The organism is Shinella sp. WSJ-2, from assembly GCF_003432075.1.
Classification (GTDB): domain Bacteria; phylum Pseudomonadota; class Alphaproteobacteria; order Rhizobiales; family Rhizobiaceae; genus Shinella.
This window is the reverse complement of the sequence record NZ_QWBU01000003.1, coordinates 263,988-290,290: the sequence shown is the minus strand read 5'-3', so window position 1 is coordinate 290,290 and position 26,303 is coordinate 263,988. Positions and strand designations below refer to the sequence as shown.

General features: G+C 63.1%; 28 protein-coding genes and 2 pseudogenes. 12 read left to right on the top strand and 18 right to left on the bottom strand.

The annotated features are described in order from the left end of the window. Nucleotides 1-106 precede the first annotated feature (106 nt). Complete coding sequence (locus D0Y60_RS09085; RefSeq protein ID WP_117368995.1) at nucleotides 107-1,627, top strand: ABC-F family ATP-binding cassette domain-containing protein; 1,521 nt, start codon at nucleotides 107-109, stop codon at nucleotides 1,625-1,627. Here the strand turns inward: D0Y60_RS09085 and D0Y60_RS09080 are convergent. From D0Y60_RS09080 to D0Y60_RS09060, 5 genes are all read right to left on the bottom strand, one after another. Beyond that, entirely contained in the window at nucleotides 1,616-2,374 is a 759-nt protein-coding gene (locus D0Y60_RS09080; protein WP_117368993.1) for an RES family NAD+ phosphorylase, read from the bottom strand. The two genes, D0Y60_RS09085 and D0Y60_RS09080, sit on opposite strands and share 12 nt — an antisense overlap. Further along, nucleotides 2,334-2,711 carry an MbcA/ParS/Xre antitoxin family protein gene (locus D0Y60_RS09075; protein ID WP_117368991.1) on the bottom strand — a complete coding sequence of 126 codons (378 nt, stop codon included), beginning with the start codon at nucleotides 2,709-2,711 and terminating at the stop codon, nucleotides 2,334-2,336. Before D0Y60_RS09075 ends, D0Y60_RS09080 begins: the two co-directional genes overlap by 41 nt. A gap of 54 nt (nucleotides 2,712-2,765) precedes the next feature. Continuing rightward, nucleotides 2,766-3,155, bottom strand: coding sequence for a response regulator (locus tag D0Y60_RS09070; RefSeq protein WP_117368988.1), 390 nt, complete (start codon nucleotides 3,153-3,155; stop codon nucleotides 2,766-2,768). Nucleotide 3,156: 1 nt separating this feature from the next. After that, the gene (locus tag D0Y60_RS09065; protein ID WP_147324513.1) at nucleotides 3,157-5,076 is read right to left on the bottom strand and encodes a PAS domain-containing sensor histidine kinase; all 1,920 of its coding nucleotides are present in this window, start codon (nucleotides 5,074-5,076) and stop codon (nucleotides 3,157-3,159) included. Nucleotides 5,077-5,181: 105 nt separating this feature from the next. Next, entirely contained in the window at nucleotides 5,182-5,670 is a 489-nt protein-coding gene (locus D0Y60_RS09060) for a MarR family transcriptional regulator (RefSeq protein WP_117368981.1), read from the bottom strand. Nucleotides 5,671-5,783: 113 nt separating this feature from the next. Here D0Y60_RS09060 and D0Y60_RS09055 point away from each other — a divergent pair, with 113 nt between their 5' ends. Beyond that, nucleotides 5,784-6,206: an organic hydroperoxide resistance protein gene (locus D0Y60_RS09055; RefSeq protein WP_117368979.1), complete on the top strand. Its 423-nt coding sequence runs from the start codon at nucleotides 5,784-5,786 to the stop codon at nucleotides 6,204-6,206. Nucleotides 6,207-6,275: 69 nt separating this feature from the next. On the opposite strand, the pseudogene D0Y60_RS09050 reads toward D0Y60_RS09055, so the two are convergent. The 3 genes and pseudogenes from D0Y60_RS09050 to D0Y60_RS09040 form a co-directional block, all read right to left on the bottom strand. Beyond that, nucleotides 6,276-7,547 (bottom strand): annotated as a pseudogene (locus D0Y60_RS09050) (methyl-accepting chemotaxis protein); the annotation flags it as partial. 156 nt (nucleotides 7,548-7,703) lie between these two features. Continuing rightward, nucleotides 7,704-8,159 (bottom strand): annotated as a pseudogene (locus D0Y60_RS09045) (MCP four helix bundle domain-containing protein); the annotation flags it as partial. 239 nt (nucleotides 8,160-8,398) lie between these two features. Continuing rightward, nucleotides 8,399-9,178: a L,D-transpeptidase gene (locus tag D0Y60_RS09040; protein ID WP_117368973.1), complete on the bottom strand. Its 780-nt coding sequence runs from the start codon at nucleotides 9,176-9,178 to the stop codon at nucleotides 8,399-8,401. 280 nt (nucleotides 9,179-9,458) lie between these two features. Here D0Y60_RS09040 and D0Y60_RS09035 point away from each other — a divergent pair, with 280 nt between their 5' ends. From D0Y60_RS09035 to D0Y60_RS09025, 3 genes are all read left to right on the top strand, one after another. After that, a complete protein-coding gene (locus tag D0Y60_RS09035; protein WP_117368971.1) occupies nucleotides 9,459-10,418 on the top strand; it encodes a glutathione S-transferase family protein in 960 nt (319 codons plus the stop codon). Between the two features lies 1 nt (nucleotide 10,419). Then, nucleotides 10,420-10,788, top strand: coding sequence for a hypothetical protein (locus D0Y60_RS09030; RefSeq protein ID WP_117368969.1), 369 nt, complete (start codon nucleotides 10,420-10,422; stop codon nucleotides 10,786-10,788). A gap of 90 nt (nucleotides 10,789-10,878) precedes the next feature. Then, a complete protein-coding gene (locus D0Y60_RS09025) occupies nucleotides 10,879-11,124 on the top strand; it encodes a hypothetical protein (protein WP_117368967.1) in 246 nt (81 codons plus the stop codon). A gap of 3 nt (nucleotides 11,125-11,127) precedes the next feature. On the opposite strand, the gene D0Y60_RS09020 is transcribed toward D0Y60_RS09025, so the two are convergent. Then, complete coding sequence (locus D0Y60_RS09020) at nucleotides 11,128-12,753, bottom strand: cisplatin damage response ATP-dependent DNA ligase (RefSeq protein ID WP_117368965.1); 1,626 nt, start codon at nucleotides 12,751-12,753, stop codon at nucleotides 11,128-11,130. Nucleotides 12,754-12,803: 50 nt separating this feature from the next. Here D0Y60_RS09020 and D0Y60_RS24845 point away from each other — a divergent pair, with 50 nt between their 5' ends. Further along, a complete protein-coding gene (locus tag D0Y60_RS24845; RefSeq protein ID WP_199564133.1) occupies nucleotides 12,804-12,980 on the top strand; it encodes a hypothetical protein in 177 nt (58 codons plus the stop codon). A 26-nt stretch (nucleotides 12,981-13,006) separates the two neighbouring features. On the opposite strand, the gene D0Y60_RS09015 is transcribed toward D0Y60_RS24845, so the two are convergent. The 4 genes from D0Y60_RS09015 to D0Y60_RS09000 all read right to left on the bottom strand — a co-directional run bounded on the left by D0Y60_RS09015 (nucleotide 13,007) and on the right by D0Y60_RS09000 (nucleotide 17,416). Further along, entirely contained in the window at nucleotides 13,007-14,017 is a 1,011-nt protein-coding gene (locus D0Y60_RS09015; protein WP_117368963.1) for a ligase-associated DNA damage response exonuclease, read from the bottom strand. Between the two features lie 63 nt (nucleotides 14,018-14,080). Then, the gene (locus tag D0Y60_RS09010; protein WP_117368961.1) at nucleotides 14,081-14,518 is read right to left on the bottom strand and encodes a VOC family protein; all 438 of its coding nucleotides are present in this window, start codon (nucleotides 14,516-14,518) and stop codon (nucleotides 14,081-14,083) included. A 32-nt stretch (nucleotides 14,519-14,550) separates the two neighbouring features. Beyond that, entirely contained in the window at nucleotides 14,551-14,997 is a 447-nt protein-coding gene (locus tag D0Y60_RS09005; protein WP_117368959.1) for a MarR family winged helix-turn-helix transcriptional regulator, read from the bottom strand. A 118-nt stretch (nucleotides 14,998-15,115) separates the two neighbouring features. Continuing rightward, entirely contained in the window at nucleotides 15,116-17,416 is a 2,301-nt protein-coding gene (locus tag D0Y60_RS09000) for an EAL domain-containing protein (RefSeq protein ID WP_117368956.1), read from the bottom strand. 236 nt (nucleotides 17,417-17,652) lie between these two features. Here D0Y60_RS09000 and D0Y60_RS08995 point away from each other — a divergent pair, with 236 nt between their 5' ends. After that, the gene (locus D0Y60_RS08995) at nucleotides 17,653-19,026 is read left to right on the top strand and encodes a TIGR03808 family TAT-translocated repetitive protein (RefSeq protein WP_117368953.1); all 1,374 of its coding nucleotides are present in this window, start codon (nucleotides 17,653-17,655) and stop codon (nucleotides 19,024-19,026) included. A gap of 97 nt (nucleotides 19,027-19,123) precedes the next feature. On the opposite strand, the gene D0Y60_RS08990 is transcribed toward D0Y60_RS08995, so the two are convergent. The 4 genes from D0Y60_RS08990 to D0Y60_RS08975 all read right to left on the bottom strand — a co-directional run bounded on the left by D0Y60_RS08990 (nucleotide 19,124) and on the right by D0Y60_RS08975 (nucleotide 22,368). Next, nucleotides 19,124-19,624: a copper chaperone PCu(A)C gene (locus D0Y60_RS08990; protein WP_199564132.1), complete on the bottom strand. Its 501-nt coding sequence runs from the start codon at nucleotides 19,622-19,624 to the stop codon at nucleotides 19,124-19,126. Nucleotides 19,625-19,747: 123 nt separating this feature from the next. Beyond that, nucleotides 19,748-21,136, bottom strand: coding sequence for a PepSY domain-containing protein (locus D0Y60_RS08985; RefSeq protein WP_117368949.1), 1,389 nt, complete (start codon nucleotides 21,134-21,136; stop codon nucleotides 19,748-19,750). A 67-nt stretch (nucleotides 21,137-21,203) separates the two neighbouring features. Continuing rightward, nucleotides 21,204-21,575 carry a hypothetical protein gene (locus tag D0Y60_RS08980; RefSeq protein ID WP_117368947.1) on the bottom strand — a complete coding sequence of 124 codons (372 nt, stop codon included), beginning with the start codon at nucleotides 21,573-21,575 and terminating at the stop codon, nucleotides 21,204-21,206. Between the two features lie 103 nt (nucleotides 21,576-21,678). Next, the gene (locus D0Y60_RS08975; RefSeq protein ID WP_147324512.1) at nucleotides 21,679-22,368 is read right to left on the bottom strand and encodes a hypothetical protein; all 690 of its coding nucleotides are present in this window, start codon (nucleotides 22,366-22,368) and stop codon (nucleotides 21,679-21,681) included. A 225-nt stretch (nucleotides 22,369-22,593) separates the two neighbouring features. Between D0Y60_RS08975 and D0Y60_RS08970 the strand changes: the two genes are divergently transcribed. Further along, nucleotides 22,594-23,253, top strand: a complete 660-nt coding sequence (locus tag D0Y60_RS08970) for a glutathione S-transferase family protein (protein WP_117368943.1) — start codon at nucleotides 22,594-22,596, stop codon at nucleotides 23,251-23,253. Here D0Y60_RS08970 and D0Y60_RS08965 read toward each other — a convergent pair. Next, a complete protein-coding gene (locus D0Y60_RS08965) occupies nucleotides 23,213-24,154 on the bottom strand; it encodes a LysR substrate-binding domain-containing protein (RefSeq protein ID WP_117368941.1) in 942 nt (313 codons plus the stop codon). The two genes, D0Y60_RS08970 and D0Y60_RS08965, sit on opposite strands and share 41 nt — an antisense overlap. A gap of 103 nt (nucleotides 24,155-24,257) precedes the next feature. On the opposite strand from D0Y60_RS08965, the gene D0Y60_RS08960 reads away from it, so the two are divergent. The 4 genes from D0Y60_RS08960 (at nucleotide 24,258) to D0Y60_RS08945 (ending at nucleotide 26,267) form a co-directional block, all read left to right on the top strand. Then, a complete protein-coding gene (locus tag D0Y60_RS08960; RefSeq protein WP_117368939.1) occupies nucleotides 24,258-24,473 on the top strand; it encodes a hypothetical protein in 216 nt (71 codons plus the stop codon). Between the two features lie 67 nt (nucleotides 24,474-24,540). Beyond that, entirely contained in the window at nucleotides 24,541-25,008 is a 468-nt protein-coding gene (locus D0Y60_RS08955; RefSeq protein ID WP_117368937.1) for a hypothetical protein, read from the top strand. Nucleotides 25,009-25,128: 120 nt separating this feature from the next. Then, nucleotides 25,129-25,866, top strand: coding sequence for a DUF4198 domain-containing protein (locus D0Y60_RS08950; protein ID WP_245409133.1), 738 nt, complete (start codon nucleotides 25,129-25,131; stop codon nucleotides 25,864-25,866). 116 nt (nucleotides 25,867-25,982) lie between these two features. Beyond that, nucleotides 25,983-26,267 carry a hypothetical protein gene (locus D0Y60_RS08945; RefSeq protein WP_117368935.1) on the top strand — a complete coding sequence of 95 codons (285 nt, stop codon included), beginning with the start codon at nucleotides 25,983-25,985 and terminating at the stop codon, nucleotides 26,265-26,267. Nucleotides 26,268-26,303 lie beyond the last annotated feature (36 nt).

Genomic DNA, 26,303 nt, shown 5'->3' with positions numbered 1-26,303 from the left:
CCGCCTGTCCGGCGATGCGGTTCCCCCGCATCCAATTTCCTTGTGCCTTTTCGCGTGATCGACGGCTGATGCCGCGCCGCGGGGCCTTGAAGACCAGAGATTTTTCATGTCGCTCATCAATATCCGTGCGCTCGGCGTCACGCTTTCCGCTCCCCTCTTCGCCAATCTCAACCTCGCCATCGCGAGCGGCGACCGCATCGGTCTCGTCGCCGCCAACGGGCGCGGCAAATCCACCCTGCTGCGCTGCATCACCGGTGATTTCGAGCCGACCAGCGGCGAGATCACCCGCGCCCGTGGCCTCACCGTCGGCCATATGGAACAGAACCTTGCCCCGGGGCTGGAAAAACTGACGTTTCGTCAGGCAGTGCTGAGTGCGCTTTCGCCCGAACAGCAGGAGAGCGAAAGCTGGCGGGCGGATGTGACGCTCGAAGAGCTCGAGGTGCCCGAGGCGCTGCGCGAGCGGCCGCTGGGTGCATTGAGCGGTGGCTGGCAGCGCATCGCGCTGATTGCCCGCGTGCGTGTCGCGGAACCCGATGTGCTGCTGCTCGACGAGCCGACCAACCATCTCGACCTCGAGAAGATCGCCCGGCTGGAAAGCTGGCTCGGCACGTTGCCGCGCGACATGCCGGTCGTCCTCTCCAGCCACGACCGCGCCTTCCTAGACGCGGTGACGAACCGCACGCTGTTCTTGAGGCCCGAGCGCTCGCAGCTCTTTGCGCTGCCCTATTCTCGCGCCCGCGCGGCATTGGACGAGGCGGATGCGGCCGAGGAGCGGCGCTTCGAGAAGGACATGAAGGCGGCCGCGCAATTGCGTCAGCAGGCGGCGAAGCTCAACAATATCGGCATCAATTCGGGCAGCGATCTGCTGGTGGTAAAGACCAAGCAGCTGAAAGCCCGCGCCGAGCGCATCGAGGATGCGGCGCGCCCCGCCCATCAGGAGAATTCCGCCGGCGCCATCCGGCTCGCCAATCGCGGCACCCATGCCAAGGTTCTGGTGACTCTGGAGGATTGCCCGGTCGAGACGCCCGATGGCACCCTCCTCTTCCGCACCGGCCAGAAATTCATCTGCCAGGGCGACCGCATCGTGCTGCTCGGGTTGAACGGCACCGGCAAGACGCGGTTCGTGCTGCGGCTGCGCGAAGCAATCGAGGGCACGGCACGGGAGGGCATCAAGCCGACGCCATCGCTGGTGCTCGGCTATGGCGACCAGGCGCTGTCGGATCTTTCCGACACGGAGACGCCGCATGGCACGATCATCCACCGCTTCGATGTCGGCGACCAGCGGGCGCGCAGCCTGCTTGCCGGTGCCGGCTTTTCCGTGGAGATGCAGGGACGGCCGGTCGGTCTGCTTTCGGGCGGGCAGAAGGCGCGGCTCGGCATGCTGGTGCTCAGGCTGACCAATCCGAACTTCTACCTGCTCGACGAACCGACCAACCATCTCGACATCGAGGGGCAGGAAGCGCTGGAACGAGAGCTCACAGCGCAGCAGGCGAGCTGCCTCTTCGTCTCGCATGACCGCGCCTTCGTACGCGCGGTGGCCAACCGGTTCTGGCTGATCGAGAAGCGGCGGCTGATCGAGGTGGATAGCCCGGAGGATTTCTTCGAGGAGGCCGCCCTATCGGCGTGAGGCGATGCGCGGATCGGCGGAAAAATCCTCGCGGGAAAAGCCGATGCGCCGCGGCGGGTGGTCGCACAAGGCCTGCACGCCGAGCCCTGACAACCGGATGCGCCAGGTCTGGCGCTCCACCGGTTTTGGCGCGGCGAAGGCTTTTGCCGTGAGGAGTGCGAGGTTCATGCCGGCAGCGGGATCGCGCACCGAGCGATAGAGGATGGCGGCAAGCCCGCCTTCCCGCGCGCCGTCGGCAAGCGACTGGCAGGCGGCGTAGTCGGTCGGGTGCGTCCATAAGGCCGCATCCCGGTCGAGCGGCGGCACGGTGAGGTCGATGGCCTCGCCGGTCGCAACGGCGGCAGAAAAGGCGGTGTAGTCGGCCGCATTCGCCGGCAGCGGCGTGGCAGGCGATTCCGCGAAGAACAGAAGACGGTAGAAGGCCATCTCGGCCAGCGCCGTCTCCACCGTCAGCGCCGCGTAGTAGACGCCGAGCGTGCGCCCTGCCCGGCGGAAGCGCGAGCCGTGCGGATAGATCGCGCCGTAGCGGAAGGGTGTGGCGAGCAGATAATCGAGGCCGGCGCATTCAGGCGGCAGCACCGGCTTGCTCTCTTCGAGAATGTCTTCCAGCAAGGCCTGCTCGTCCAAGGTATCGACGAGCTTCAGCGTCGAGACGCGATGCTGCGCCTCGACGAACCGCCAGACGCTGCCCACGAAGGGCCGCGCCTCAGACGAGAGCGCGGCGGGCGTCCAGATAGGCAAGGACATCGACAAGGCCGGTAACGGAGACGATACAATCGACGGGGCGGGCGCCGAGCGCGGTGTTTTCGGCCGTCATCCAGTTGCGCGCAACACTCTCGTCGCCGCCAACGATGGCGTCGAGCGAGCGGAACAGCCGCACGAGCAGCACGGCGAGCTCGAAGGGCTTCGTGCCGCGCTCCAGCAGCACGTCCTGCCGCTTCAGCCGCGACACCGTCGCCTCCGACACGCCGATGACCGCCGAGAGGATGCGCGCCGTCAATCCCAGCCGGTCCGCCGCATTGACGGCCGCCTTGGTGAGCACGACGCCTTCCGCATTGGCCTGTTGTATGGGTTTCCGCTGCATGGGCTTAATCCTTTCCTTGGAAAGAATATAGCATCTATTTTTCCAAAGACAAGTTTACGGCCCTTTGTGGCCGAGAAGTTCGGCCATGATATGCAGGTGATCGGACTGCAGCGGCTTCTCGAAATAGCTCTTCACGAAGCTGTATTGCATCGCCCGCTCGCGATCCTTGCCGAGATGCGAACTGGTCAGCATGGCAACGACGGGGGCGTGCTGTTCAAACTCCTCGGCATAGCGGTCGAGGAATTCGAAACCGTTCATCACGGGCATGTTGATATCGAGGATGATGGCGTCGGGTGTTTCTTCCTGTCGCAGGATATCGAGCGCCTCGGTGCCGTCGAACGCCTTGAGGATGCGAATCGACGGATCGAACTTGCGGATCGTATATTCACAAATGAACTGGTCGTTCTCGTCGTCGTCGACGACCAGGATCGAATGGATCTTCATGTCAGTCCCCGTCGGGCAGGTCGATCATAAAGCGACTGCCCTTATCTCTTGCTTCATAGAGCGCCGTGCCGCCCAGGGCTTCGGCGCTCTTTCTCAATATGTAGAGGCCGAGCCCACTGCCGAAGGATCGGTTGGGGTGCAGCCGTTTGAACATTTTGAACAACAAATGACGGCTTGCGGGCGGAACGCCCAGGCCGTTGTCCTCCACCGACAGCCTGAGCCGGCCGCCGTAGCGGAAAGCGCGCACATCGATCGCCGGCTCGGCCTCCTTGGGATCGTGATACTTGACCGCGTTGGACAGCATGTTGCCGACGATGACCTGGAATTTCGATGGCTTGCTGACAATTGTCAATTCTGCAGGCACATGATTTTCGATGCGGATCCGCTTGAAATCATCGAGATGCGAGAGCGCATCGATTGCCTCGGCGACAAGCACGCGCAGCTTGATCGGTCCTTCGTCCTCCTCCATCAGCCGCGTACGCGTCACCGTGATGATGTTTTGGATGAGATGATCGAGCCGGCGGAAATTCACCTCCATGCGTTGCAGCATCTGGCCGAGCGCCGGCGTATTCCCCTCCGCCAGCATGTCCTTGGAAATACCGAGCAAACCCAGCGAGGAGGCGATCGGCGAGCGCAGATCGTGCGAGGTGCGGTAGGCGAATTCCTCCAGCTCGGCATTCGCCTCGATCAGCGCCCGCTCGTTCGCCTTGCGCTCGGAAATATCACGCACGATGCCGCTATAGATGGTGGCGCCGTTCAGTTCCACTTTCGCCACCGCAAGGTCGAGCGGGAAGATCACGCCGTCCTTGCGCCGTCCCTCCACCTCGCGGCCGATGCCGATTATCTTGGCTTCGCTGGTGCGATGGTAATTACCGAGATAGCCGTCATGGGCGCTGTGATAAGGCTCCGGCATCAGCATCTTGACGTTGCAGCCGATCATTTCCTCCGGTTCGTAACCGAAGATGCGCGTGCAGGCGTCGTTGACGGACTGGATGATGCCGTGTTGGTCGATGGTGATGATGCCGTCAACCGCGTTGTCGATAATGGCGGCAAGGCGCCCCCGGCTCTCGGCAAGATCCGCCGCCATGGCGCGGGCTTGGCGGGAGGAGAAATAGAGATGAACGATGAGTGCGCCATAAAGCGCGCCCGAAATCAGGACGAGTGAAGAGAGCGTGCTGCGTGCATTGATGCCGTTAATGGTAAAGGTGATCCCGAACGTATTCTCGTAGCGCGCCAGTTCGTAATAGGCCATCGCCAGCAGGATGAGATAGGTCAGCAGGCCCAGAATGGCGGCTATGGTCAGCCGGTTGTAGCCGGTCTTCTCTGTGCCGACGAAGACGATGGCGACGGCAAGCGCCACGAAGCAGCTGGCACTTTGAACCGACATGCGCGTGAAGCGAATCCAGTCATGCGCGAAGTCGAGCGAGATCGCGTAGCCGACAAGGGCGGCCGCGGCGATGATGAAGGTCGCAAAGCCGAGCGCCACCTGCACGATATCGTTTTTGCCACGGAGCGCGCGGCGGGCGATGGCGATGCTCATCAGAATGAAACAGAGCGCCGTGTTCGGCGCTATGCGCCCGGGCTGACTGGTGCCGATATCGACGAAGGGTGTGTTGAGCAGCGTATCGATGCCGGCATCGATGGTCAGGACATGCTGGGCAAGCGCAAGCGCGCCGTAGATGAAGACGGGAACCATCATCAGTGCCGGCAGCTTTCTGCGGCCGGCGGCGACAAGCCAGAGCGACACGCCGAGCACGACGAAGGTGAGCGCCGCATTGAACTTCATGTTGAACAGGCCGGGATGCGCAGCAGCCAGGGCCGCCGGTTCCGCCAGCCAAAGCGCCAACATGACGAGACCCACGGCGATGCACCACAGGCTCGCCGCGACGTTCGCCCTCTCCCAGGACCATGTGAAAGTCAACCGCGCCCCCAATCGACGGTTTCTTCGTCTTCACGCGCAGTCTAGCGCGAAGGTTGAATCGCGAACAGGTGCGGCAGGGCCGGCTTTACGGTAAAATCGTACTTTTCAGGCGGCGTCGTGGTGCACGCCGCTTTCAAGTCGCTCGGTCATGGCCTGGAGGTCTCGGGTCAGCGCCTGAAGTGCCTCCAGCGTGCAGCCCGTGGCTTTGCCGATCTCCATGCGAATGGCCACCGCATCACGCTGCATCGCCCTGCCCTTTTCGGTGAGCGTAACGAGGACCTGACGCTCGTCCGCCTTGTCGCGGGCGCGCGTGATATATCCCGATGCCTCCAGCCGCTTCAGGAGCGGAGAGAGCGTGCCGGAATCGAGCCCGAGCGTGGCGCCCAGCGCCTTCACCGTGCGGCCGTCCTGCTGCCAGAGCGTCATCAGCGCGATATATTGCGGATAGGTCAGGCCGTAGGGATCGAGCAGCGGCTTGTAGGTGCGGTTGAGCGCGTGCGCGGCGGAATAGACGGCAAAGCAGAGCTGCTGGTCGAGCGCCAGCACGCCTTCGGGGATGGTGTCCGTCTCAGCTTCGTCACGTTTCTCGATCATGCTTCATTGTCGCACAAAGGGCTAAAATTGCAATTTGCAAAATCATATTGCGCGCAATTTAATTTTGCGCTATTCAATTGTCATCAACAACGACAGCAAGGAAGGAGACACTCATGCCCATTCTCTACAGGACCAAGGCTTCCGCAACCGGTGGCCGCGCCGGGCATGGCGCAACCGAAGACGGCACCGTCGACGTCACGCTGACTGTTCCCAAGGAACTTGGCGGCGACGGCGCAACGGGCGCCAACCCGGAAAAACTCTTCGCGGTCGGCTATTCGGCCTGCTTCCTCGGCGCGCTGAAGTTCGTCGCCGGCAAGGAGAAGGTCAAGATCGGCGAAGACGCCAAGGTCACCGCAACGGTCGGCATCGGCCCGCGTGAGGATGGCGGCGGTTTCGGCATCGAAGCCTCGCTCGAAGTGTCCGCGCCCGGCGTCGACAAGGCCGTTCTCGAGGACCTCATCAAGAAGGCCCACGTCGTCTGCCCCTATAGCCACGCCACGCGCGGCAATCTGGACGTCAAAACGACCGTCGCCTGATTGGCCCGTCCCAAATGAAAAGCCGCCCGGAGCGATCCGGGCGGCTTTTTTGTCGATGAATTCTGGAGATCAGAATTCTTCCCAGCTTTCCGCCTTCAGGGCGGTGTTGCCGGAAGCGCGCGGACGGGACGGGACTGTGCGCTGCGGCGTCGCGTGCGCGGCTTGCGGCTGGCGTGCCGGCTGGCCGAGCGAGAAGCGCTCGATCAGGGTGCGCAGGCGGTCGGCCTGGGTGACGAGCGTCGCAGATGCGGCGTTGGTTTCCTCCACCATCGCGGCGTTCTGCTGCGTCGTCTGGTCCATCTGGTTGACGGCGGTGTTGATTTCAGAAAGGCCGACGGATTGTTCGCGGGCGGAGACGGCAATTGCCTCCATGTGCTGGTTGATGGTCGCGACATTGCCGCCGATCGCCTGCAAGGCCTCGCCGGTCTCGCTGACCAGCTTGACGCCGTTCTTCACCTCGGCTTCGGAATTTCGGATGAGGTCCTTGATCTCGCGGGCCGCCTGTGCCGAACGCTGCGCCAGTTCCCGCACCTCCTGCGCGACGACCGCAAAACCCTTGCCGGCTTCACCGGCCCGCGCCGCTTCAACACCGGCATTCAGCGCAAGAAGGTTGGTCTGGAAGGCGATCTCGTCGATGACGCCGATAATCGACGAGATCTGACCCGACGACTGCTCGATGCGCTGCATGGCGTTGACGGCATTGGCGACCACGTTACCCGACCGGGCGGCATTACCATTCGCCTCGGCGGCAACAGCGCGCGCTTCCTCGGCCCGGCGCGTCGAATTGGTGACGTTGGCGGTGATCTCGTCGAGTGCCGCGGCAGTCTCCTCCAGCGAGGCAGCCTGCTGCTCCGTGCGCTTGGAGAGCGAATCCGCACCGGTGCTGATTTCACGGGTGCCGGTGTCCATCTCGTCGACGGCCTGCGAGACGGCGCGCAGCGTTTCGCCGAGCTCCGCCACGGCGGAATTGAGGTCGCTGCGCAGCTGCTCGAAATCGGACGCGAAAGGTTCGTCGAGCTGGAAGCTGAGATCGCCACTGGCAAGACGGCGCAGGCCGGCGGCAAGGCCTGATGTTGCCTGCTGCAGACGCTTCTGCGCGGCCGCCTCGGCTTCCTCCTGCAAGCGCACGCGGTCCTGCTCGGCCTGGAGGCGCGCGGCTTCCGCCTCCGCCTGCAAGCGGACTTTGGCGATCTCAGACTGGCGGAAAACTTCAACCGCGCCCGAAATCTGGCCGATCTCGTCCTTGCGGCTGCGGAACGGCACTTCGAAATCCGTCACACCCTGCGCCAGCGTCTACATCACCTTGGTGATGGTGCGCAGCGGGCGCGAAACACCGGCGACGATGATCCAGAAGGACAGGCCGGCCACGGTGAGCGCAACGGCGCCGAACAAAGCGAGCAGGATGAGGTTCAGGTGCTTCGTCTCATTGGCGGCGCTGAACTCCTCCTGGCCGACCCGGATCTGCAGATCGATCAGCGCGGCCACATAGGTGCCGATCGGATCGATGGTCGGATAAAGCCGGGTCGTCACATAGGTATCGAGCGCCGCCTGATCCTTCGACTGCATGATGGCAAGCAGGTCGTTGATGCTGCCGGCCTGCTTGTGCATCTCCTCGGTCATCTGCTTGGCGAGACCGCGCTCCTCGTCGGTGAGGTATGTCGCGGCATAGGCATCCCAGATCGTCTGGATCTCGGCGACGGCCTGGGTATTCAGACGGTGCCCCTCCTCCCACGAGAGCGCGCCGCTGCGCACCTTGTGAGCGGTATCGACGATATTGACGGCATAGAGGTCGCCGACCTTCTTGAGGCTGGCGGCGGGAACCAGCCGGTCGACGACGATGGTGCCCATCTTGGCCGACATGGTATTGAGGACGAGATAGGTGGAAAAAATGGCGCCGGCGAGCAGCAGCGTCAGGAAGAGCGTTACCGCACCGAGTTTGGTCGAGATCTGCATGGGAATGCCTTGCCGTTCGGGAGTTTTGGTTGCCCTAATGGTAAACAAAGTTCATTTAGCAATGCTTAAAATTAGCAATACCTGAAGATTGAGTAGCGATACCAATCTCGCGCAAAAACTGTAATATCAAGGCTCTTCGCCTATTCGGCCACTCCCCCGCCTCACGGAACGATAGCGCGCCGAAACGCAAAAAGCCCGGATGTGTGACATCCGGGCCTTTGGTATTCGGAAAAATAGCGTCAAATAACGAGGATCGGCGCCTTGCCCTTGACGCGATCGTAGAGATCGATGACGTCCTGGTTGAGCATGCGCACGCAGCCCGACGAGACGGCCTTGCCGATCGATTTCCATTCCGGCGAGCCGTGCAGGCGGTAGAGCGTGTCCTGGCCATTCTGGAAGATATAGAGCGCGCGGGCGCCGAGCGGGTTGTTAAGGCCGCCGGGCATGCCGCCATTGGCGCCGGAGTATTTCGTCAGTTCCGGTTGGCGCTTGACCATCTCGTCCGGCGGGGTCCATTTCGGCCAGGCCTGCTTCCATTGGATCACGCCGCGGCCCGACCAGGCGAAACCCTGCCGGCCAATGCCCACGCCGTAGCGCATGGCCCGGCCGTTCGGCAGGATCAGATAGAGGAAGCGGTTGCCGGTATCGACGATGATCGTGCCCGGCTGCTCGGCAAACGGGCTGTCGACCTCATGGCGATAGAAGCGCGCGTCGATCTGCTGGTAAGGGATCGCCGGCACCTGAAAGCCACCATCGTTCACTGGGCCGTACATGGCAGCATAGGCTGACGATTCGGGCAGCAGGCCCGAGGGCGGCGTCTGGCCGTAGATGCTGATGGGGCCGCGCCCGTCAGCAATGATCTCGGGCCGGCCTTCCAGCGCGGGATTGCGGAAATAGGGGCGCGTCTCCTCGCGGAAACGGTCCGTGTTCATCGACGAGGTGCAGCCCGCCAGGCCGGTCGCCATGGCGAGGCCGGAAAACTGGAGAAAGCGGCGGCGGGAAAGCGCGGTATCGGTCATGGAAGGGATCAATATCCGTTTGACGGAAAGGCAGAATGAACGAGGAGGCTGAATCACTAGCTAACAAGCGCAAACTAGGTCCATAACCCTGCCCTAATTGTGGCAATTGCGGCTGGCCCGAGGCTTACGCATGGCGTTTCCGCGCGACTGTGGCACCATGTCCACGCTGCGTTCGACATCCGGCACAGGTTTGTGAACGCTGTGTCAATCGCCGCGCGAATTGCCGTTTTCCCGCGCGGGCGGTACTTCGGAGCCACAATCAACGACATGAGGTGATGCGATGCTCGTCAACGGCAAGTGGACGGAAGACTGGCAGCCGGTGCAGGCGACGGACGCCAAGGGCGGCTTCGTGCGCCAGGTTTCGAGCTTCCGTAACTGGGTGACGCCCGATGGCAGCGCCGGCCCGACCGGCGAAGGTGGCTTTGCCGCCGCGAAAGGCCGCTACCACCTCTACGTCGCGCTCATCTGCCCCTGGGCCTCGCGCACGCTGATCACCCGCAAGCTGAAGAAGCTGGACGACGCGATCTCCGTTTCCGTCGTCGAGCCCGCGCTTTCCGACCAGGGCTGGCAATTCGGCACCTTCCCGGGCTCCAACCGCGACGACCTGAACGGCGCGACCTATATGCACGAGCTCTACACGCGGGCGGCCCCGACCTTCACCGGCCGCGCCACCGTGCCCGTGCTGTGGGACAAGGAGAAGAAGACCATCGTCAACAACGAATCCGCCGATATCGTGCGCATGCTGAACAGCGGTTTCGGCGCGCTGGCGGATGAGAGCGTCGATCTCTACCCGGAAGCCCTTCGCGGCGAAATCGATGCCCTCAACGAGCGCATCTATCCCGCGCTCAACAACGGCGTCTACCGCACCGGCTTCGCCACCACACAGGTCGCCTATGAGGAAGCCTATCAGGGCGTCTTCGCCATGCTGGACGAGCTGGAAACCCGCCTGTCCGACGGCCGCCCCTTCCTGACGGGCAACAGCTTCACCGAAGCCGACATCCGCCTCTTCGTCACCCTCATCCGCTTCGACGCCGCCTATTTCGGCCTCTTCAAATGCAACCGCCAGCGCCTCGCCGACTATACGGCGCTCTCGGCCTACACGAAGCGGGTGCTGGATCTTCCGGGCGTGCGCGAAACGGTCAATATCGACCACATCAAGCACGGCTACTATTCGATCAAGTCGCTCAACCCGAACCGCATCGTGCCGCTCGGCCCGGATCTGTCGCCGCTGGGGCTGTGATATGCCGATTGTAGCGCTCACCGGACTGGTGACCGGCCTTCTGGCCACATTTCCCGAAGCGCGGCGGCTCTATCGCCGCCATGGAATTCTACTGGCCGGACTGATCTGGCCAGTGCTCTCGGCTATCGTCGCGGCCTGGATATTCGCCGCGACGGTGAACGACCAGACGTCACCTGTTCCTCCCTATTTCCATGCTTGGCACGGCGTGATGATTGTGGTGGCTCCGGTAGCCGTCACCGTCATTCTCGCACGAAAATATAATGTTTCCGCCGGCGTCGTCGGGGGCGGCATCGTGCTGGCGTGCACATTCTCTTTCTGGGTTTCGATGCTCTTCGGATACGGCACAAGCGCCGCGGCGTATGGCAGCTAGCCTCCCTACCCTCACCTCCGCCACTTCTCGGGTGCAGCGCATTCCACAAAACCTTGACCGAGAAGATCTGACGCGGAATGGTCGGCATCGATGAACACACGGCCATTTCCCATTGCAAGCATCGCTCTGACGGTAACGTCGGCAGCAATTCTTACCCTGTCCAGCGGCATCACCGAGCGCCATTGCGCCTTCGGCTTCGGCGGCTTCCAGTGCAATAGTCCCTTTGCCGGGTATGGCGACATGCTGCTGATCGCCACCGTTACGTCTCTTGTCGTGCTCGCGGCCTCGGCAGCAGTCGCCATATGGCGGCTCATCGTGTGGTTTCGCGCCCGTTGATGCTCACGCCTCCTTCGCTTCCACCATCGCCATCAGCGTCTCCAGCCGGTCGGCATCGGCGGGTAATTTGTCCTGCCTGAGGCGCGCGATGCGGGGGAAGCGCATGGCGACGCCGGATTTGTGGCGGGTGGAGCGGTTGATACCTTCGAAGGCGACCTCCAGCACGAAGCCGAAGGCGGGCTCGGCGCGCACCGCGCGGACGGGGCCGAAACGGTCTGTCGTGTTGTTGCGCACGAAGCGGTCGAGCACTTCGAGTTCGGCATCGGTGAAGCCGAAATAGGCTTTTCCAACGGGCACCAGCACGTCGCCGTCAGGGCCTTCCGTCCAGACGCCGAAGGTGAAATCGGAATAGTAGCTCGAACGTTTGCCGTGGCCGCGCTGGGCATACATCATCACGGCATCGACATTGAACGGATCGCGCTTCCACTTGAACCACGGCCCCTTCATGCGACCGGCCTGGTAGGCGCTGTCGAGCCGCTTGATCATCACGCCCTCGATGACCGGATCGGGCGGGTCACGGCGGATCTTTTCGAGTGCCTCCCAGCTTTCGAAGGGCACGAGCGGCGAGAGGTCGAAGCGGTCGTGCGGGGCCTTTTCGATGAGGTGGGCCAAGCGCTCGCGGCGCTCGGTGAAGGCGGCGGGGCGCACATCCACCTCCCCTTCGAAGAGCAGATCATAGGCGCGCACGAAGGCCGGGAAATCCTCCAGCATTTTTGTATTGACCGTCTTGCGGTTCAGCCGCTGCTGGAGATCGGAGAAGGTGCGGGTCGGGCTGTTGGTGCGCGCCGTGCCGCCGACCAGAAGCTCGCCATCCACCACACCCTCGAAATTCATGGCGTCGAGCACATCCGGAAAGGCGGCGGAAATATCATCGCCGGAGCGGGAATAGAGTTTTCGCGTCGTGCCCGACGACGACATCTGCACGCGAATGCCGTCCCATTTCCATTCGGCGGCGAAATCGGCGGGGTCGAGATTGTCGAGATCGCCCTCGCCCACTGGATTGGCGAGCATGACGGAGTGGAAGATGGCAGGCGTGGCCAGGACCGGCCGGTCGGCGGTACCCTCCAGCCAGGCGAAGAGCGATTCATAGGGCGGCTGCAGGCCGTGCCACAGGGTCTCGATCTCCGTCACGTCCATGCCGGAGAATTCGGCGAGCGCCTGCTTGGCGAGCCGCGCCGAAACGCCGATGCGCAGGCCGCCGGTCGCGAGTTTCAGGAAGGCGAAGCGAGCGGAGGGATCGAGCCGGTCGAGCAGATCGCGGACCGCGCCGCGCACCTCCGTGCGGCCGAGTGCATTCATGCGGGCAACGACGGCGCCGAGCCGCGGCTGGGCCTCATCCGGCACGCGCTCCTTGCGTTCCTGATCCCAGACGAGCGCGATGGTTTCGGCGAGATCGCCGACATAGTCGTAGGAATAACGAAACAGCACCTCGTCCATGCGCTCCAGCACCAATTCGCGCAGCAGCGCGGGCTTGACGCTCTTCAGGTCCAGGGTGCCGGCGATGGCGGCAAGACCGTAGCCACGATCAGGATCGGGCGTGTCACGAAAATAGTCGGCGAGCAGTTTCAGCTTGCCATTGCGCGAGGGGGTAAGGACGAGGCGGTCCAGGAGGGTGGCGAAGGCTCTCATGGGGAGGCGACTTCTTGCGGTTTCGAGCGCGGCCCCCCACGTGCCCCTTCATGGGAAAAATACACAATGCCATCACCACCATTCTCAGCACGGTGGGTCTCTTTGTTGGCCTTTGGGGCGGCTACGACATTGCGGGGATCCTCGGCGCAATCACCTTTGCTCCCATGGGCGCATTCGCCGGCCTCACCATCGGCATGCTGCATATCAGGCTCCTGACGTTCCCCTGATGTCGGGTGGTGCATCATCGCGCGCATCAGTCCCCCTCATCCTCATAGCCCACCAGATGCAACGGCTTGGCCGGTACGCCGGACAGTTCGCACCAGCGGACAAGCGCTTCTTCGCGGCCGTGGGTTACCCAGACCTCCTGGGGAGCGAGGTCGCGGATCGTTTCGGTGAGTTCCGGCCAGTCGCAATGGTCGGAGATAACAAGCGGCAGCTCGACGCCGCCCTGTTTGGCGCGCTGGCGTACCATCATCCAGCCGGAGGCGAAGGCGACGAGCGGTTCGTTGAAGCGGCGCGCCCAGCGATCGGCGAAGGCCGAGGGCGGGCCGACGATGACGGCGCCGCGGAAATCGGCGGGACTGCTCTTTTCCGTCGTGGCGGGGCGAAGGTCGCCGAGATCGATGCCGCGGCTGACATAGTAGTCGCAGAGCCGGGCGAGCGAGCCGTGGATATAGATCGGCGCGTCATAGCCGCAGTCGCGCAGAAGCCGCAGCACGCGCTGCGACTTGCCGAGCGAATAGGCGCCGACGAGGTGGCTGCGTTCGGGAAACTGCCGGAGCGAGGTGAGCAATTTGCCCATCTCGGCCTTGGGATCCGGATGATGGAAGACCGGCAGGCCGAAGGTCGCCTCGGTGATGAAGACGTCGCAGGGCACCGGCTCGTAAGCCGCGCAGGTCGGGTCGGCGCCGCGCTTGTAATCGCCCGAGGCGACGATGCGCAGCCCATCCTTCTCCACCGCGATCTGGGCCGAGCCGAGCACATGGCCGGCGGGATGGAAGGAGACCGTGACGCCAGAAAGATCGATGCGCTCGCCGAAGGCCGCGGCCTGGCTGGTGCCGCAAAAATCTTCACCATACCGGATCGCCATGATGTCGAGCGTTTCGCGCGTCGCCAGCACCGCGCCATGGCCGGCGCGGGCATGGTCGGAATGGCCATGGGTAATCAACGCCCGCGCCACGGGGCGGACGGGATCGATATAAAAGTCGCCGGCAGGGCAATAGAGACCGGCGGGCGCCGGTTTGAGGAGCTGATCGGGCTTCATGATTGAGAAGATAGCGGCTTTGCGGCACTCTGCCAGAGGGAGGACGGCGTTTGCCGCACCGCCTCAGCGGAGTTCCTGCGCGAGCCCGATCAGAAGCCCGTCGGGGCCGCGGATATAGCAGAGACGATAGACGCCTTCGTAGTCGATAACCTCGCCGACAAGGACGACACCCCGCGGCCCAAGACGCTCCAGCGTCGCGTCGAGATCGTCCACGGCGAACATCACACGCAGATAGCCGAGCGCATTGACGGGAGCATTGCGGTGATCGGCGACGACGGCTGGGCGGAGGAACCGGGAAAGTTCGAGCCGGCTGTGGCCATCGGGTGTGCGCATCATGGCGATCTCGACATGCTGGTCGCCCAGTCCCGTCACACGCCCGGCCCATTCGCCCTCGATCATGGCTCGCCCTTCAAGTTCAAGGCCGAGATCGAGAAAGAAATCGATCGTCGCATCGAGGTTTTCGACGACGATGCCGACATTGTCCATCCGCTTGATTGCCATGTTTCAACCTCCCAAAACGTCTACGACGCAGTCTAGGCAATCGCCATCATACCGGCCCTGAGCACGCCCATATCGACGGTGGAAAGCTGCCGGTCGATCTTTTCATGGGTTTCCTTCCAGATCGGAAAAGCTAGCGTCAGCAGGCGACGTCCCTCTTCGGTCAGGCGCAGCAGGCGGCCGCGGCGGTCGCGCGGATCGGCCTCGACGCGCACGAGACCGCGGCGTTCGAGCGGCTTCAGGGCAGCGGTCAGCGTCGTACGATCCATGGCGAGCACGGCGGCGACCGGCCCCATCGGCGGCGGCTCGGGTCGGTTCAGCGCCATTAGCAAAGAGAACTGGCCATTGGTCAACGACAGCGGGCGCAGCGCATCGTCGAACCGGCGAGCGAGTGCGCGCGCCGCGCGCTGCGCATGCAGGCACAGGCAATGGTCACGCACGAAAAGCGTCGTCTCGTAGGGAATCAGCGCGTCATCGGACATGTTTCTTACTGTTGATATCAACATAACAATGTCAAGAGCCGACATGCCAACAATGGCCGGGAGGCCTCTTGCGCAGCCGGCACATGGGCCTGTTCAGCTGCAGGCAGAGACGAAGGCGTCAGAGGTTGGGAATGCAGAGAATGGCCTGAAGACCGCGCGCATCGATGGGACGGCTGAGATAGTAGCCCTGGATCTCATCGCAGCCCGCTTCGCGCAGAAAATCCATCTGCTCCCGGGTCTCCACGCCCTCCGCGATAACGCGCAGCTGCAGCGTGCGCGCCAGCGAAATGATGGCACGGGCGATCGCCGCGTCGTCGCCGTCCTCCGGCAGGTCCTTGACGAAGGAGCGGTCAATTTTCAGGCGTCCGACCGGGAAGCTCTTCAATGAAGCAAGGCTGGAATAGCCCGTGCCGAAATCGTCGATGGCGAGATGCACGCCAAGCTTTTCCAGCCGATGCATGGTTTCCACCGCCTGCTGCACGTCCTGCATGATGAGGCTTTCGGTAAGCTCCAGTTCGAGATAGCGCGCTTCCAGCCCACTCTCCTCCAGCGCCGCCGCCACGCGCTCCACCCAATCCTTCTCCTGGAACTGACGGGCCGAGACGTTGACGCTGACGACGATGGGCGGCAGGCCGGAGACCTGCCAGGCCTTGTTCTGCCGGCAGGCGGCGCGCAGCGTCCAGTCACCGATCGGGCCGATGAGGCCCGTCTCTTCGGCAAGCGGGATGAAATCGCCGGGGCCGATAAGGCCGCGCTCGGGATGGCGCCAGCGGATCAGCGCCTCGACGGCGAAGATGCGGCCGCTCGCAAGGTCCATCTGCGGCTGGTATTGCAGGAAGAGTTCGCCCTGCGCCAGCGCGCGGCGCAGCTCCTCCTGCCGCTCCAGCTTTTCATGCGCCCGGTTGGCAAGCTCGGCGGTGAAGACCTGCATGGCATCGCGGCCGATTTCCTTGGCGCGATACATGGCAACGTCCGCACGGGCGAGCAGTTCGGTGACATTGCGGCCGTGCTCGGGATAGGCGGCGACACCCATCGAACAGGTGACCTGGAAGGAGCGTCCCTCGATGACGACGGGCTCGGCGATCGCCTCACGCACGGCGCGCAGCCTGTCATCCACGCTTTCGCCACGGCGCATCGCACCGTTGATGAGGATGACGAATTCATCGCCGCCGAGGCGCACGATGCTGTCGCTGGCACGTACGCAGCGCAGCATCCTGTTGGCGACGATCTTCAGCAGTTCGTCGCCAGCATGATGACCGAGGCTGTCATTGACCAGTTTGAAATTGTCGAGGTCGATGAAGGCGAGCGTCATCGTGCCACCACAATCGTCCGCCGCCTCGATGGCCGAGGCAACGCGCTCGTCGAGCATGCTGCGGTTCGGCAGGCCCGTCAGCGTATCGTGATGCGCCATGAACTGGATGCTGTCCTCGGCCTCCTTGCGCTCGATGGCGATACCGGCAATGTGCGTCGCCATGCCGACGAGCTTCATGCACTCGGCCGTTGGCTCGCCGGGCGTGCGCGAATAGAGCGCGAAGGTGCCGAGCACCTTGCCCTGGTAGGAGCGAATGGGCGCCGACCAGCAGGCACGGAAACCGTAGGGCGCGACCAGTGCCTTGTAATCGGCCCAGAGCGGGTCGGTCTCGATATCGGAAACAATGACCTGCTCGCCGCGCCACATCGCCGTACCGCAGGAGCCCATGGCCGGGCCGATTTCGGCACCCTCTATCATCTGGCAATAGGCCGGGTCGAGATTGGGTGCGGCACCGTTGACAATATGCTTGCCATCCTGCGCCAGCATCAGGATCGAGCCGGTGACATCGGCGACATGCGCCTCGATCAGCAGGATGAGCGAAGAGAACACATCCGCCAGCGGCGAGCCGAGCGCGATCATCTTCAGAAGATGCGCCTGGCCGACATGAAGGCTTTCGGAGCGCTTTCGCTCGGTGATGTCGCGGGCGATGCCGACGATGCCGATCACCTCGCCCTTGCTGTCGCGCACCGGCAGCTTGGAGGTGAGCAGCCATTTCAGCTTGCCCCTGACATCACGGATGAGCTCTTCCATGTCGAGCATCGGCCGGCCGGTGCGGATGATCTCCTGCTCGGTCTCGAAGAAGCCACGCGCGACATGTTCGGGGTGGATGTCGAAATCCGACAGGCCTTCGAGGCTCTCCAGCCCCTCACGCATGTTGTCCTTGACGATGGCGCGGTTGGCCACGACAAAGCGGCTGTTGCGGTCCTTGAAATAGAGATAGTCCGGCACCTCGTCGATCATGGCTTCCAGCCACATCGTGCGCTCGTTCTGCGCGGCGGCAAGCGGGAAAAGCCGTGCCGCCTCGGCGATGAGGCGCTGACTGGCGGACATCAGACGCGCGGTCGCATCGGCGTCATCATTGCCAAGGTGGGACAGTTGAGTCGACATGGTTCCCTGCAAAGCCCAAACGCAAGGAAGCCCTCGGCCTGCCGCCGCTCTTCCCGGAACAACTGACGCTACACCTAGAGTCGTTATCCAAACCTAAAGGAAACCGGAGAAATGCTGCCAATCCGGCCGTTCTCGGGACGTTTTCAACAACTCGGGCGAGCATCACCCAAACTGTTCCGTTTCGGCACGAAAGCAACTGGCACGGTTCCTGCTCTTGTTTTCGGCAAGGAGCTTCCATGGTTACCAGACGGTTATTTCTTTCAGGTCTCGGTCTTGGCGCAGCCGGTTTTGCCGCTCCCGCGGCAGCGGCCGGCGGTACACGCCTGCCGATCGTCGATGTCGATCTGCGCGGCAGCATCGATGCCTCGGCGCATGGGATTCGCCCCGGCGCTGATGACCGCAAGAGCAAGGCCTTCGAAAAACTCCTGGAGGACGCCGCCGCCAAGAACATGCCGGTCTTCCTGCCGCCCGGCGACTATGCGATCTCCAACATCACCCTGCCCGACAACACCCGGCTGACCGGGGTGCCGGGCGCCACGCGCATCGTCTATGGCGGTGGTGGGCATCTCTTCGCGGCCGATGGCGTCTCCCGCATCGAGCTTGCCAATCTCGTCATCGACGGGGCGAACCGCTGGCTCGGCGATACCGTGGAAGGCCTCGTTCATCTCAGCAACGTCGCCAATGTCGTGATCGAGAATTGCGAGATCCAGGGTTCGTCCAAGACCGCCGTCAGTCTGGAGCGTTCCGGCGGGCGCATCGAGCGCAACAGGCTGTCCGGTGCCGCCGACTATGCGCTCTATGCCGTCGAGAGCCACGACCTCTCCGTCACCGGCAACCAGGTCTTCGATTGCGGCAATGGCGGCATCCTCATCCACCGCTGGCAGAAGGGTCGCGACGGCACCATCGTCTCGGGCAACCGTATCGCCCGCATCTCCGCGACGCGCGGCGGCACCGGCGAATATGGCAACGGCATCAACATTTTTCGCGCCGACGATGTGATGGTGACGAACAATCACGTCTCGGCTTGTGCCTTCTCCGCCATCCGCTCCAATGCCGGCTCGAACGTTCAGATCGCAGGCAATACCTGCCTCGAGAGCGGCGAGACGGCGATCTATTCGGAATTCGGCTTCGAGGGCGCCATCGTCAACGGCAACCTCGTCGACGGCGCGGCGAACGGCATCCTGATCGTCAATTTCAACGAGGGCGGCCGGCTCGCTACCGTCACCGGCAATGTCGTGCGCAATCTCAAGCTCGATGGCCCCTATATCCATGACGGCGCGGGCTTCGGCTTCGGCATTGCCGTGGAAGCCGACACGGTCGTCTCCGGCAACACGGTGGAAAACGCACCGAAATGGGGCCTTGTGCTCGGCTGGGGCCCCTATATGCGCGGGCTCGTCGTGTCAGGCAATCTCGTGCGCAAAAGCCCGGTCGGCTGCGCCGTCAGCGTGGTCGAGGAGGCCGGCTCGGCGCTCATTTCCGGCAACATCTTCGACGACACGCCTGATGGCGCCATCGTCGGCTACCGCTGGAACGAACGCACCACCGGCGATCTCGCCACCGAATCGTCGAGCTATGCGCATCTGACGATCGAACGGAACCGGACGGGCTGAGCCCGCCCCCGCAAAGCGCCTCTCCCTTTTGCCCGAACGGAGGGACGCCAAGGCGGATGAGGGGGCATATCCGCATTGCCCCCTCATCCGCTTTTCTTCAGCCGCCATGGCCCTCGTGGTTGGCGCCGCCCTCGCCGCCTGCGGCATTGCCGGGCTTGGCGGATTCGATCTTGAAGGTGACGTCAAGGGCGCCGGCCTTTTCAAAGTTCAGCGTCGCCTTGAAGCTCTCGCCTTCCTTGAGGGGATGCTTGATCTTCATGAACATGACGTGCAGACCGCCGGACTTCAGCTCGACCGTGCCGCCGGCCGGGATCTCCACGCCGTCGGGCAGCTGGCGCATCTTCATGACGTCATTCTCGATTGCCATTTCGTGGATCTGCACGTCGTCGGAGACGTCGGGCGCGGTGATGGAGACGAGGCGGTCGGCCTCGGTGCCCTTGTTGGCGATGGTCATGAACCCGCCGCCCACGGGCTGGCCGGGCAAGGTGGCCTTGGAGGCTGGGTGATGGACTTCCAGCGTGCCGATGGTGAAGTCGTGGGCCAGCGCGGCGGTGGCCGAGAGCGCCAGTGCGGCAATGGTTGCGAGAAGGCGTTTCATGGTCGTTTCCTTGTCTGGAGCATTTCCAGCCGAAGCGAGTTCGCTTCGGCGTCGGACAATGCGGTAAAAAACAAAAATTCCGAGCATTTCCGGTGAACCGGAGTTCACCGGAAATGCTCTGAATCAGGAGAACAGGCGCCGCAGCGGCGGCACGGAGCGGATGACGATCTGGTCGAACAGGATCATGGCGAGAATGGTGATGCCCGTCAGCGGGAAGAGCACGCCGAACACGCCGGCAATCGCCCAGAGACCGATGTAGATACGCTTTTCGCGCGGTGCCGGCGGCACGCCGATACGGCCGGCGGGACGGCGCTTCCACCACATGACAACCGCCGACACGCTCATGGCGATGACGACGATGCAGGTCGCGAGCATCAGGAGCTGGTTGAACAGGCCCCACTCCTGCCCCTTGTGCAGGTTGATGCTCCATTCGATCGCCTTGCCCGTCGCGGGATAGTCGCCATAGGCGATGTCGACGAGGCGTTCGCCGGTATATTGGTCGAGATGGATGGTTCGCTCATGTTGAAGATCGGCCGGGTAGATGGCGGCGGTATAGACACCGGTTTCGCTCGAAGGCGGCGACATCTCATAGCCTGGCAGCATGCCGGCAGCATCGGCGATGGTCACCGCATTGTCGAGGCCGATGGGCGGCAGCGCCGTCTGGCCGGATGCGGGCAGGCTTGATTCCGGCACGGGCGCGTTTTCCATCAGCCAGGAGGCGTTGGGCTGCACATCGGTGGTGATCAGCATGGAATGGGGCACGTTGTCCCAGAGCTGGACGGGATAGCCCATACCGTTTGCCGTGAGACTGGCATTGAGCTTGGCGCCCCAGAAACCCGACCAGAGCAGGCCGCTGAAGGCGAGGAACAGGATGACGACGCTGGCGAAAATGCCGGTGACGGCATGCAGGTCGCGCCAGAAGACGCGCTTCTTCGGTGTGCCGCGCACGCTCAGAACGCCACCTGTCTGGTTGCGCGGCCACCAGAGATAGATGCCCGTCAGCGTCAGCACGATGGCGAAGCCCGCGACCACCTCGATGATCCGCTCCCACGAGGTACCGAAGTAATCGAGGCTGTGCAGGTCCTGCACGACCTCGTTGAACTCCTCCTTGGCGCCCACCGTATCGAGCACGGCGCCGTTATAGGGATCGACGAAGACCAGCTCGCGGCCGGCATCGGTCGACAGCGTCACGCGGGCGGAGCGGTCGGCACCGGCCGGCGTGCGGTAGGAGGAAAGCGTGCCGCCTGGCACGGCCTCGATCGCCTTTTCGACGATCTTCGATGGTGGCAGCACCGCATCGCCCACCGCGACATAGTTGCGGTAGCGGAACAGGCTGGCATCGATCTCGTCATTGAACAGATAGAGGCCACCGGTAATGGCAAGGCTGATCATGAAGGGCACGGCGATGAGGCCGGCGAAGAAGTGCCAGCGCCAGATCGCGCGATAGAGGCGCTGCGCAAGTGCTGCGGGTTCGGCGGCGGCAACGGCCGGCGCGTCGGAGATTACGGACATGAGATGGTCCTGTCAGGCTGAATTTCGGGCGCACGGCGGCTTTTTTCGCCGCGCGGACTGCAAAAAATCAGACGGACAGGAAGGGAGGCGCGCGCGGCGGCGCACCGGGCCGCTCACGCCGGGAGTGCAGCGCCTCCTCGACAAGCGGAAGGGCGGCGACCTGGCGGAAGGTGAGAACGGCCGCGGCAAACGTTGCCGGTTCGGGCATCAGCATGGCGCCGCCGATACGGCAGGCCTCGCACTTTCCAGGCATGGCCTGCTTCGTCTTGCCGTCGACGACATTGTTCAGGCAGAGATCGGCGAAGGTGCCATCGGGCAGCACATAATCCGCAAGCGAGACGCCGGCGGGCATTGCAGCCATGGCCGGGCGATGGGCGAGACCGACGAACAGCAGGGCGACCGCGCACAGCATGCGCAGGCAAAGGCCCCAATGTGTCATCCCTCGTCTCATTCTTCGTCCCCATCCACGATCGCGCGGACCCCTTCGCCCATAGCTCCATGCCGGCGAGAGGTCAATGCGGCAAAGCAGACGGCCGGACCGCTTACCATCGGCTACTCGGATTTTCCTGTTGCATTGACGGGAGACGGACCGAGGGGACATAGCCCGCTCTCAGGACCTCTACGAGTATCCGCGGTGTCAGCACGTGAACTTGGGCGAGGCTATCGATGACGACCGGCTCCGCATATCCGGCATGGCTCCATGAATATGCCAATCCATGCCAAATTAAAACCGCGGTTTCCGGCGCGCTGTCGAAGGTGACGAACGTCCCGGAAGGCAACGCGATTGCCGATGCCCTGTATCGGCGCTGGCGCTTATTCTCGTCGAGCCTGCCTGCATGCAGCTCGGCGTCGATCTCCTTGACCGACACGAAATGGCCGTCAGGAAGGCCTTTGGCCCTGTTGAAGGCGTGTTTGAAGGCGTGAAATGCTGGCTTTCGGCATTGCCCGCAGGGACGGTGACCGGCGGCCATAGCAACGGCCTCGTCCCAGAAGAAGAGCGGCGTATAGTGTCCCCGCTTGTCAAACGTCACCCGCTGGCCGTTGGTCTCCTCAAGCGTGCAGCAAATCCAGAACTTCACCGCATAGGACTTGCGGATGGCACCATCGGCAGCATGCAGGTCGCCGCGGTTGCCGAGGAATGCCCCTCGGGAAACCGACGCCTCCAATCGTCCGAAAGGCGTGACGCGGTTCGGGCGGCTGCGGAGCTGGCGCGGTGGAGCGGTATCATTCATGTGCAGATCCCCCGCTTCGACGCTTCCAATCTCTTTGCAGTCATAAGATTGGCGCGCCATCACGACAATTCATCGATCAATCAGACGATTAGCCTACCGCAGGCATGGCCCGCCGCCTATGGTGCCGGCAAATCCTCTGCGGTTCATGCCTTTCTGGGCAGGAAACGCGGGGGCACTTTGTTCTATTGCAAACGCATCGCCAAACCGCTTGCATAAGGAGGATCCATGCTCAGCATCTACGGCGTCTATCGCTCCCGCGCCTCGCGCAACTACTGGCTGGCGGGCGAACTCGGCCTGCCCTTCGTTTCCGTGCCGGTCGTGCAGGCCCGTCGGGTGGACGATCCGCATGCGGCCGACGCGCCCCTCAACACGCAGTCGCCGGACTTCCTGGCCGTCAACCCGACCGGCCTCATCCCCTGCATCGATGACAGCGGCTTCGTGATGACCGAATCGCTGGCGATCAACCTCTATCTTGCCCGCAAGCATGGCGGCCCGCTTTCCGGCCAGACGGTGACGGAAGAGGCCGAAATGCTGCAATGGACGATGTGGGCGGCGACCGAGGTGGAGCCGCATGCCGTGAAGATCATCCTGACGCTCGACACCAATGCGGCCGAAAGCGAGGCGGGGCGCCTGACCATTCGCGCCGCGGCCAAGGCGCTGAAAAAATGTTTCCAGCGGCTCGACCAGCATCTCGCCGCAACCGGTCATGTCGTCAGCGACCGCTTCACCGTCGCCGATCTCAATGTCGCGGAGGTCTTCCGCTATGCGATGAGCCAGCCGCAGCTCTTCGACGCCGCGCCGAACGTCAAGGCCTGGCTGGAGCGCTGCCAGGCACGCCCGGCCTTCAGGGCGATGATGGAGACGCGGGCAAAAGAGCTGGAATGACGGCACCGGCAAAGCCATCCTCGTCCTCAACGATGGCGGCCCGCAACCATCGCTTGAAGAGCGATACTTTGCGCGGCTCCGGTACGCCCGGGGCCGTCACGAAATAATAGCCGTTGCCGGTCTCGACCCGCAGCGGGAACGGCGCGACGAGCCGCCCCTCCTTCAGCGCCCAGGAGGCGAGCACCGGCCAGGCGAGCAGCACCCCCTGCCCGGCCAGCGCCGCATCGAGGCAGAGCGAGGCATCGGAAAAGACGTGGCGCGCCTTCGGTGCGGGAATGTCGAGCCCCGCCGCCTTCAGCCAGCGCCCCCAGGTGAATTGGTCATTACCATCGATCACGGCCGGCTGCGTGGCGAGATCCGCGGGCGTCCTGATTTTTTCCGCCAGCGCCGGCGCGCAGACCGGAAACATCACCTGCGGGATCAGAAACTCCGCCCGCACATCCGGCCAGGTGCCCGGCCCGACGCGGATGCCGAGATCGACATCCGAGCGGGCGAGATCAACCAGCGTCGTCGTCGCCTCGATGCGCAGGCTGATATCCGGATGAGCGGCGGCGAAGCGATCGATGCGATGGATGAGCCAGCGCGATGCGAAGATCGGCGCGACCGAGATCGTCAGGATCGCATCGTCGCGGCGCCGGGTCGTCGCGACCGCCTCGGAAATCTGCCCGAAGCCCGCCGAGAGGCGAGCCAGAAAGGGTGTGCCGAAGGCGGTCTGGGTGAGGCCGCGGTTGGTGCGGTCGAAGATCGCCCGCCCCAATTGCTCTTCGGCGCGAATGACCTGCTGGCTGACGGCGCCGACTGTGACGCCCAGCTCCTCGGCCGCCGCCTGCAAGGAGCCGAGCCGCCCCACCGCCTCCAGCGCACGAAGACCATTCAGATGCACGAGGTTGAGATTTCGCATATAGGTTTTCTATATCCAGATCACGAAGTGCTCGATTGAAGAAACGCCCTTTTGGCGCGATTATCAATCATTGCCAAAGATAACAAACCGAAAGGAGAAGACAATGTTCAAGATTTTCTCCATGATCGCGGCAGCCCTGAAGGCGGAGGCCGAGCCGGCGGAGACGCCCGTCTGGATGCGCGACCCGCTTGCCCATCCCGAAATCGAGACGATGGACGCCCGCGCGCTGGGCGACCTGCCCTTCGGCCTCTTCCGCGCACAGGTCGGGCACACCGACGCTGACATTCGCATATCCACACGCAGGGCATGTTCACTGTAGAAATTGACTGAATCCATTTGCCCCATATCTCTTGATGTTTTCTGGCCAATGCTCATTCATACTAGGTATGAAAGAAAGCATCACGCCGCATGAATATCCCAACCAAATAGACTGCGCCTGGCTGGCGATCGACAGCGCGGGGAATGTTGGCGCGTTCATCACGGCCGGAATTGGCCCCGTCCCCGCCATTGCCCTGTGTGAGGCCTATGGGCAAATTCTGGACGTCGAGGATTGGATACAGGCCCTCCCAATCACATCGAACGTCAATAGCCGGCGCGACGCACCCGGCCATAAAGCCTTCGACAAATTTGCGGAACGGGGACTTTATGCGTTCGACTGGACGGATGTTCATAAAGTCGGTGACTACGTCGGCAGCTACGAAAGGGTCGCCGCACCAACGCGGCCTCTCTCGGTGAGAGAGCTGAATGGCCCTCTTGCCGTTTGCGGCTCGCAACTTGTGCTGAATGCAGTCGATTTTTCAAACATAACAATCTTGGACGTCGCAGTCCTCACCCTTTGCATTTCCCCCCTCTGAAGGAGCTGGAGGCTAATCGGCGGCCGCCCAAACAATAATGGCGGCCATGCTTGACAGGCCGCAGCGCTGAACGTTACACGATCTTGGTAACGTAATAACATTACCAATCTGGAGACCAGAATGCTGAAGCAGATTCTCGCTGTTTCGGGCGCGCTCGCGCTCGTCCTCTCGCACCCCCTCACCGCCGGGGCGCATGGCGCGTGGGTGGCGGAGCGCTGGGGCAATCTCGGCGTCGTCTATGGCCATGGCGCGGGTGACGATCCCTACGATCCCGCACGCATTACCCAGGCGCTGGCGATCTCCGAAGACGGGACTGCAACGCCGGTGGAGGTCGACAAACGTGAGAAGCACGCGATCCTGAAGCCGGAGAGCGAGCCCGCAGCCATCCTGCTCACCTTCGACAACGGTTACTGGACGGAGAAGACGGATGGCAAATGGGTGAACGAGGCGAAAGACAAGGTGGCGGACGCCAAGGCCGCCGGCCATTACATCAAGAACAGCCTGTCGCTTCTCCACGCCCACGGCGCCCTGCCCGCTTTCCCGAAGCAGAATCTGCAGATCCTGCCGCTCGACAACCCTATCGGCCGGAAGGCCGGAGATCCGATCCGGCTGCGCGTGCTGCACGACGGCAAACCGCTCGCCGGCGCGGTGGTGACGCTCGACTACGTCAACCAGGCTTCCCTCAAGAGCGACCCGACCGACGCCGACGGCGAAGTGGTCGTGGCGATCCGCAATGACGGACTGAACGTGCTGGCCGTCGATCACAGCGTGCCGCTGGAAAACGACCCGAAGGCGGACCAGATCGGCTACACCGCAACGCTCAGCTTCGTCGCGGAGGCGCATAGCCACGACGACTAGGCGCCAGACCGAGGCATAGGCATATCAGAGGCACTGGCCGTGATTGACAGCCCCGACATTTTCCGGCTTCATTACGGTCAGTTCCTCACTTCTGGCCCGCATCGGCGGGCATTCCAATGTCCGAAAACAAGGATTTCCACGCGCTGATCAGAGCGATCTGCGTCGGCTATGGCTATTGCGGCAGCTTGCAGGATGACGGATGGCGTCATGTGACGCGCTACATTCCCGAAAGGGGGTATGTCACCGTCGATGATTTCATAGACTGGGTTTTCATGGCGGAAGGCGAGCAATGGTTTGGCAATCCTCGCGCCATGATAAGGCGCGAACGACTGCGAAGTTGCTTCATCACCTATATGGGCTCGCCCGTCGTGCATGCACGGCGATTGCGATGGAAGAGATAGCGCCTTCCCGATAAAACCCTGCCGAAGACCGGCAAC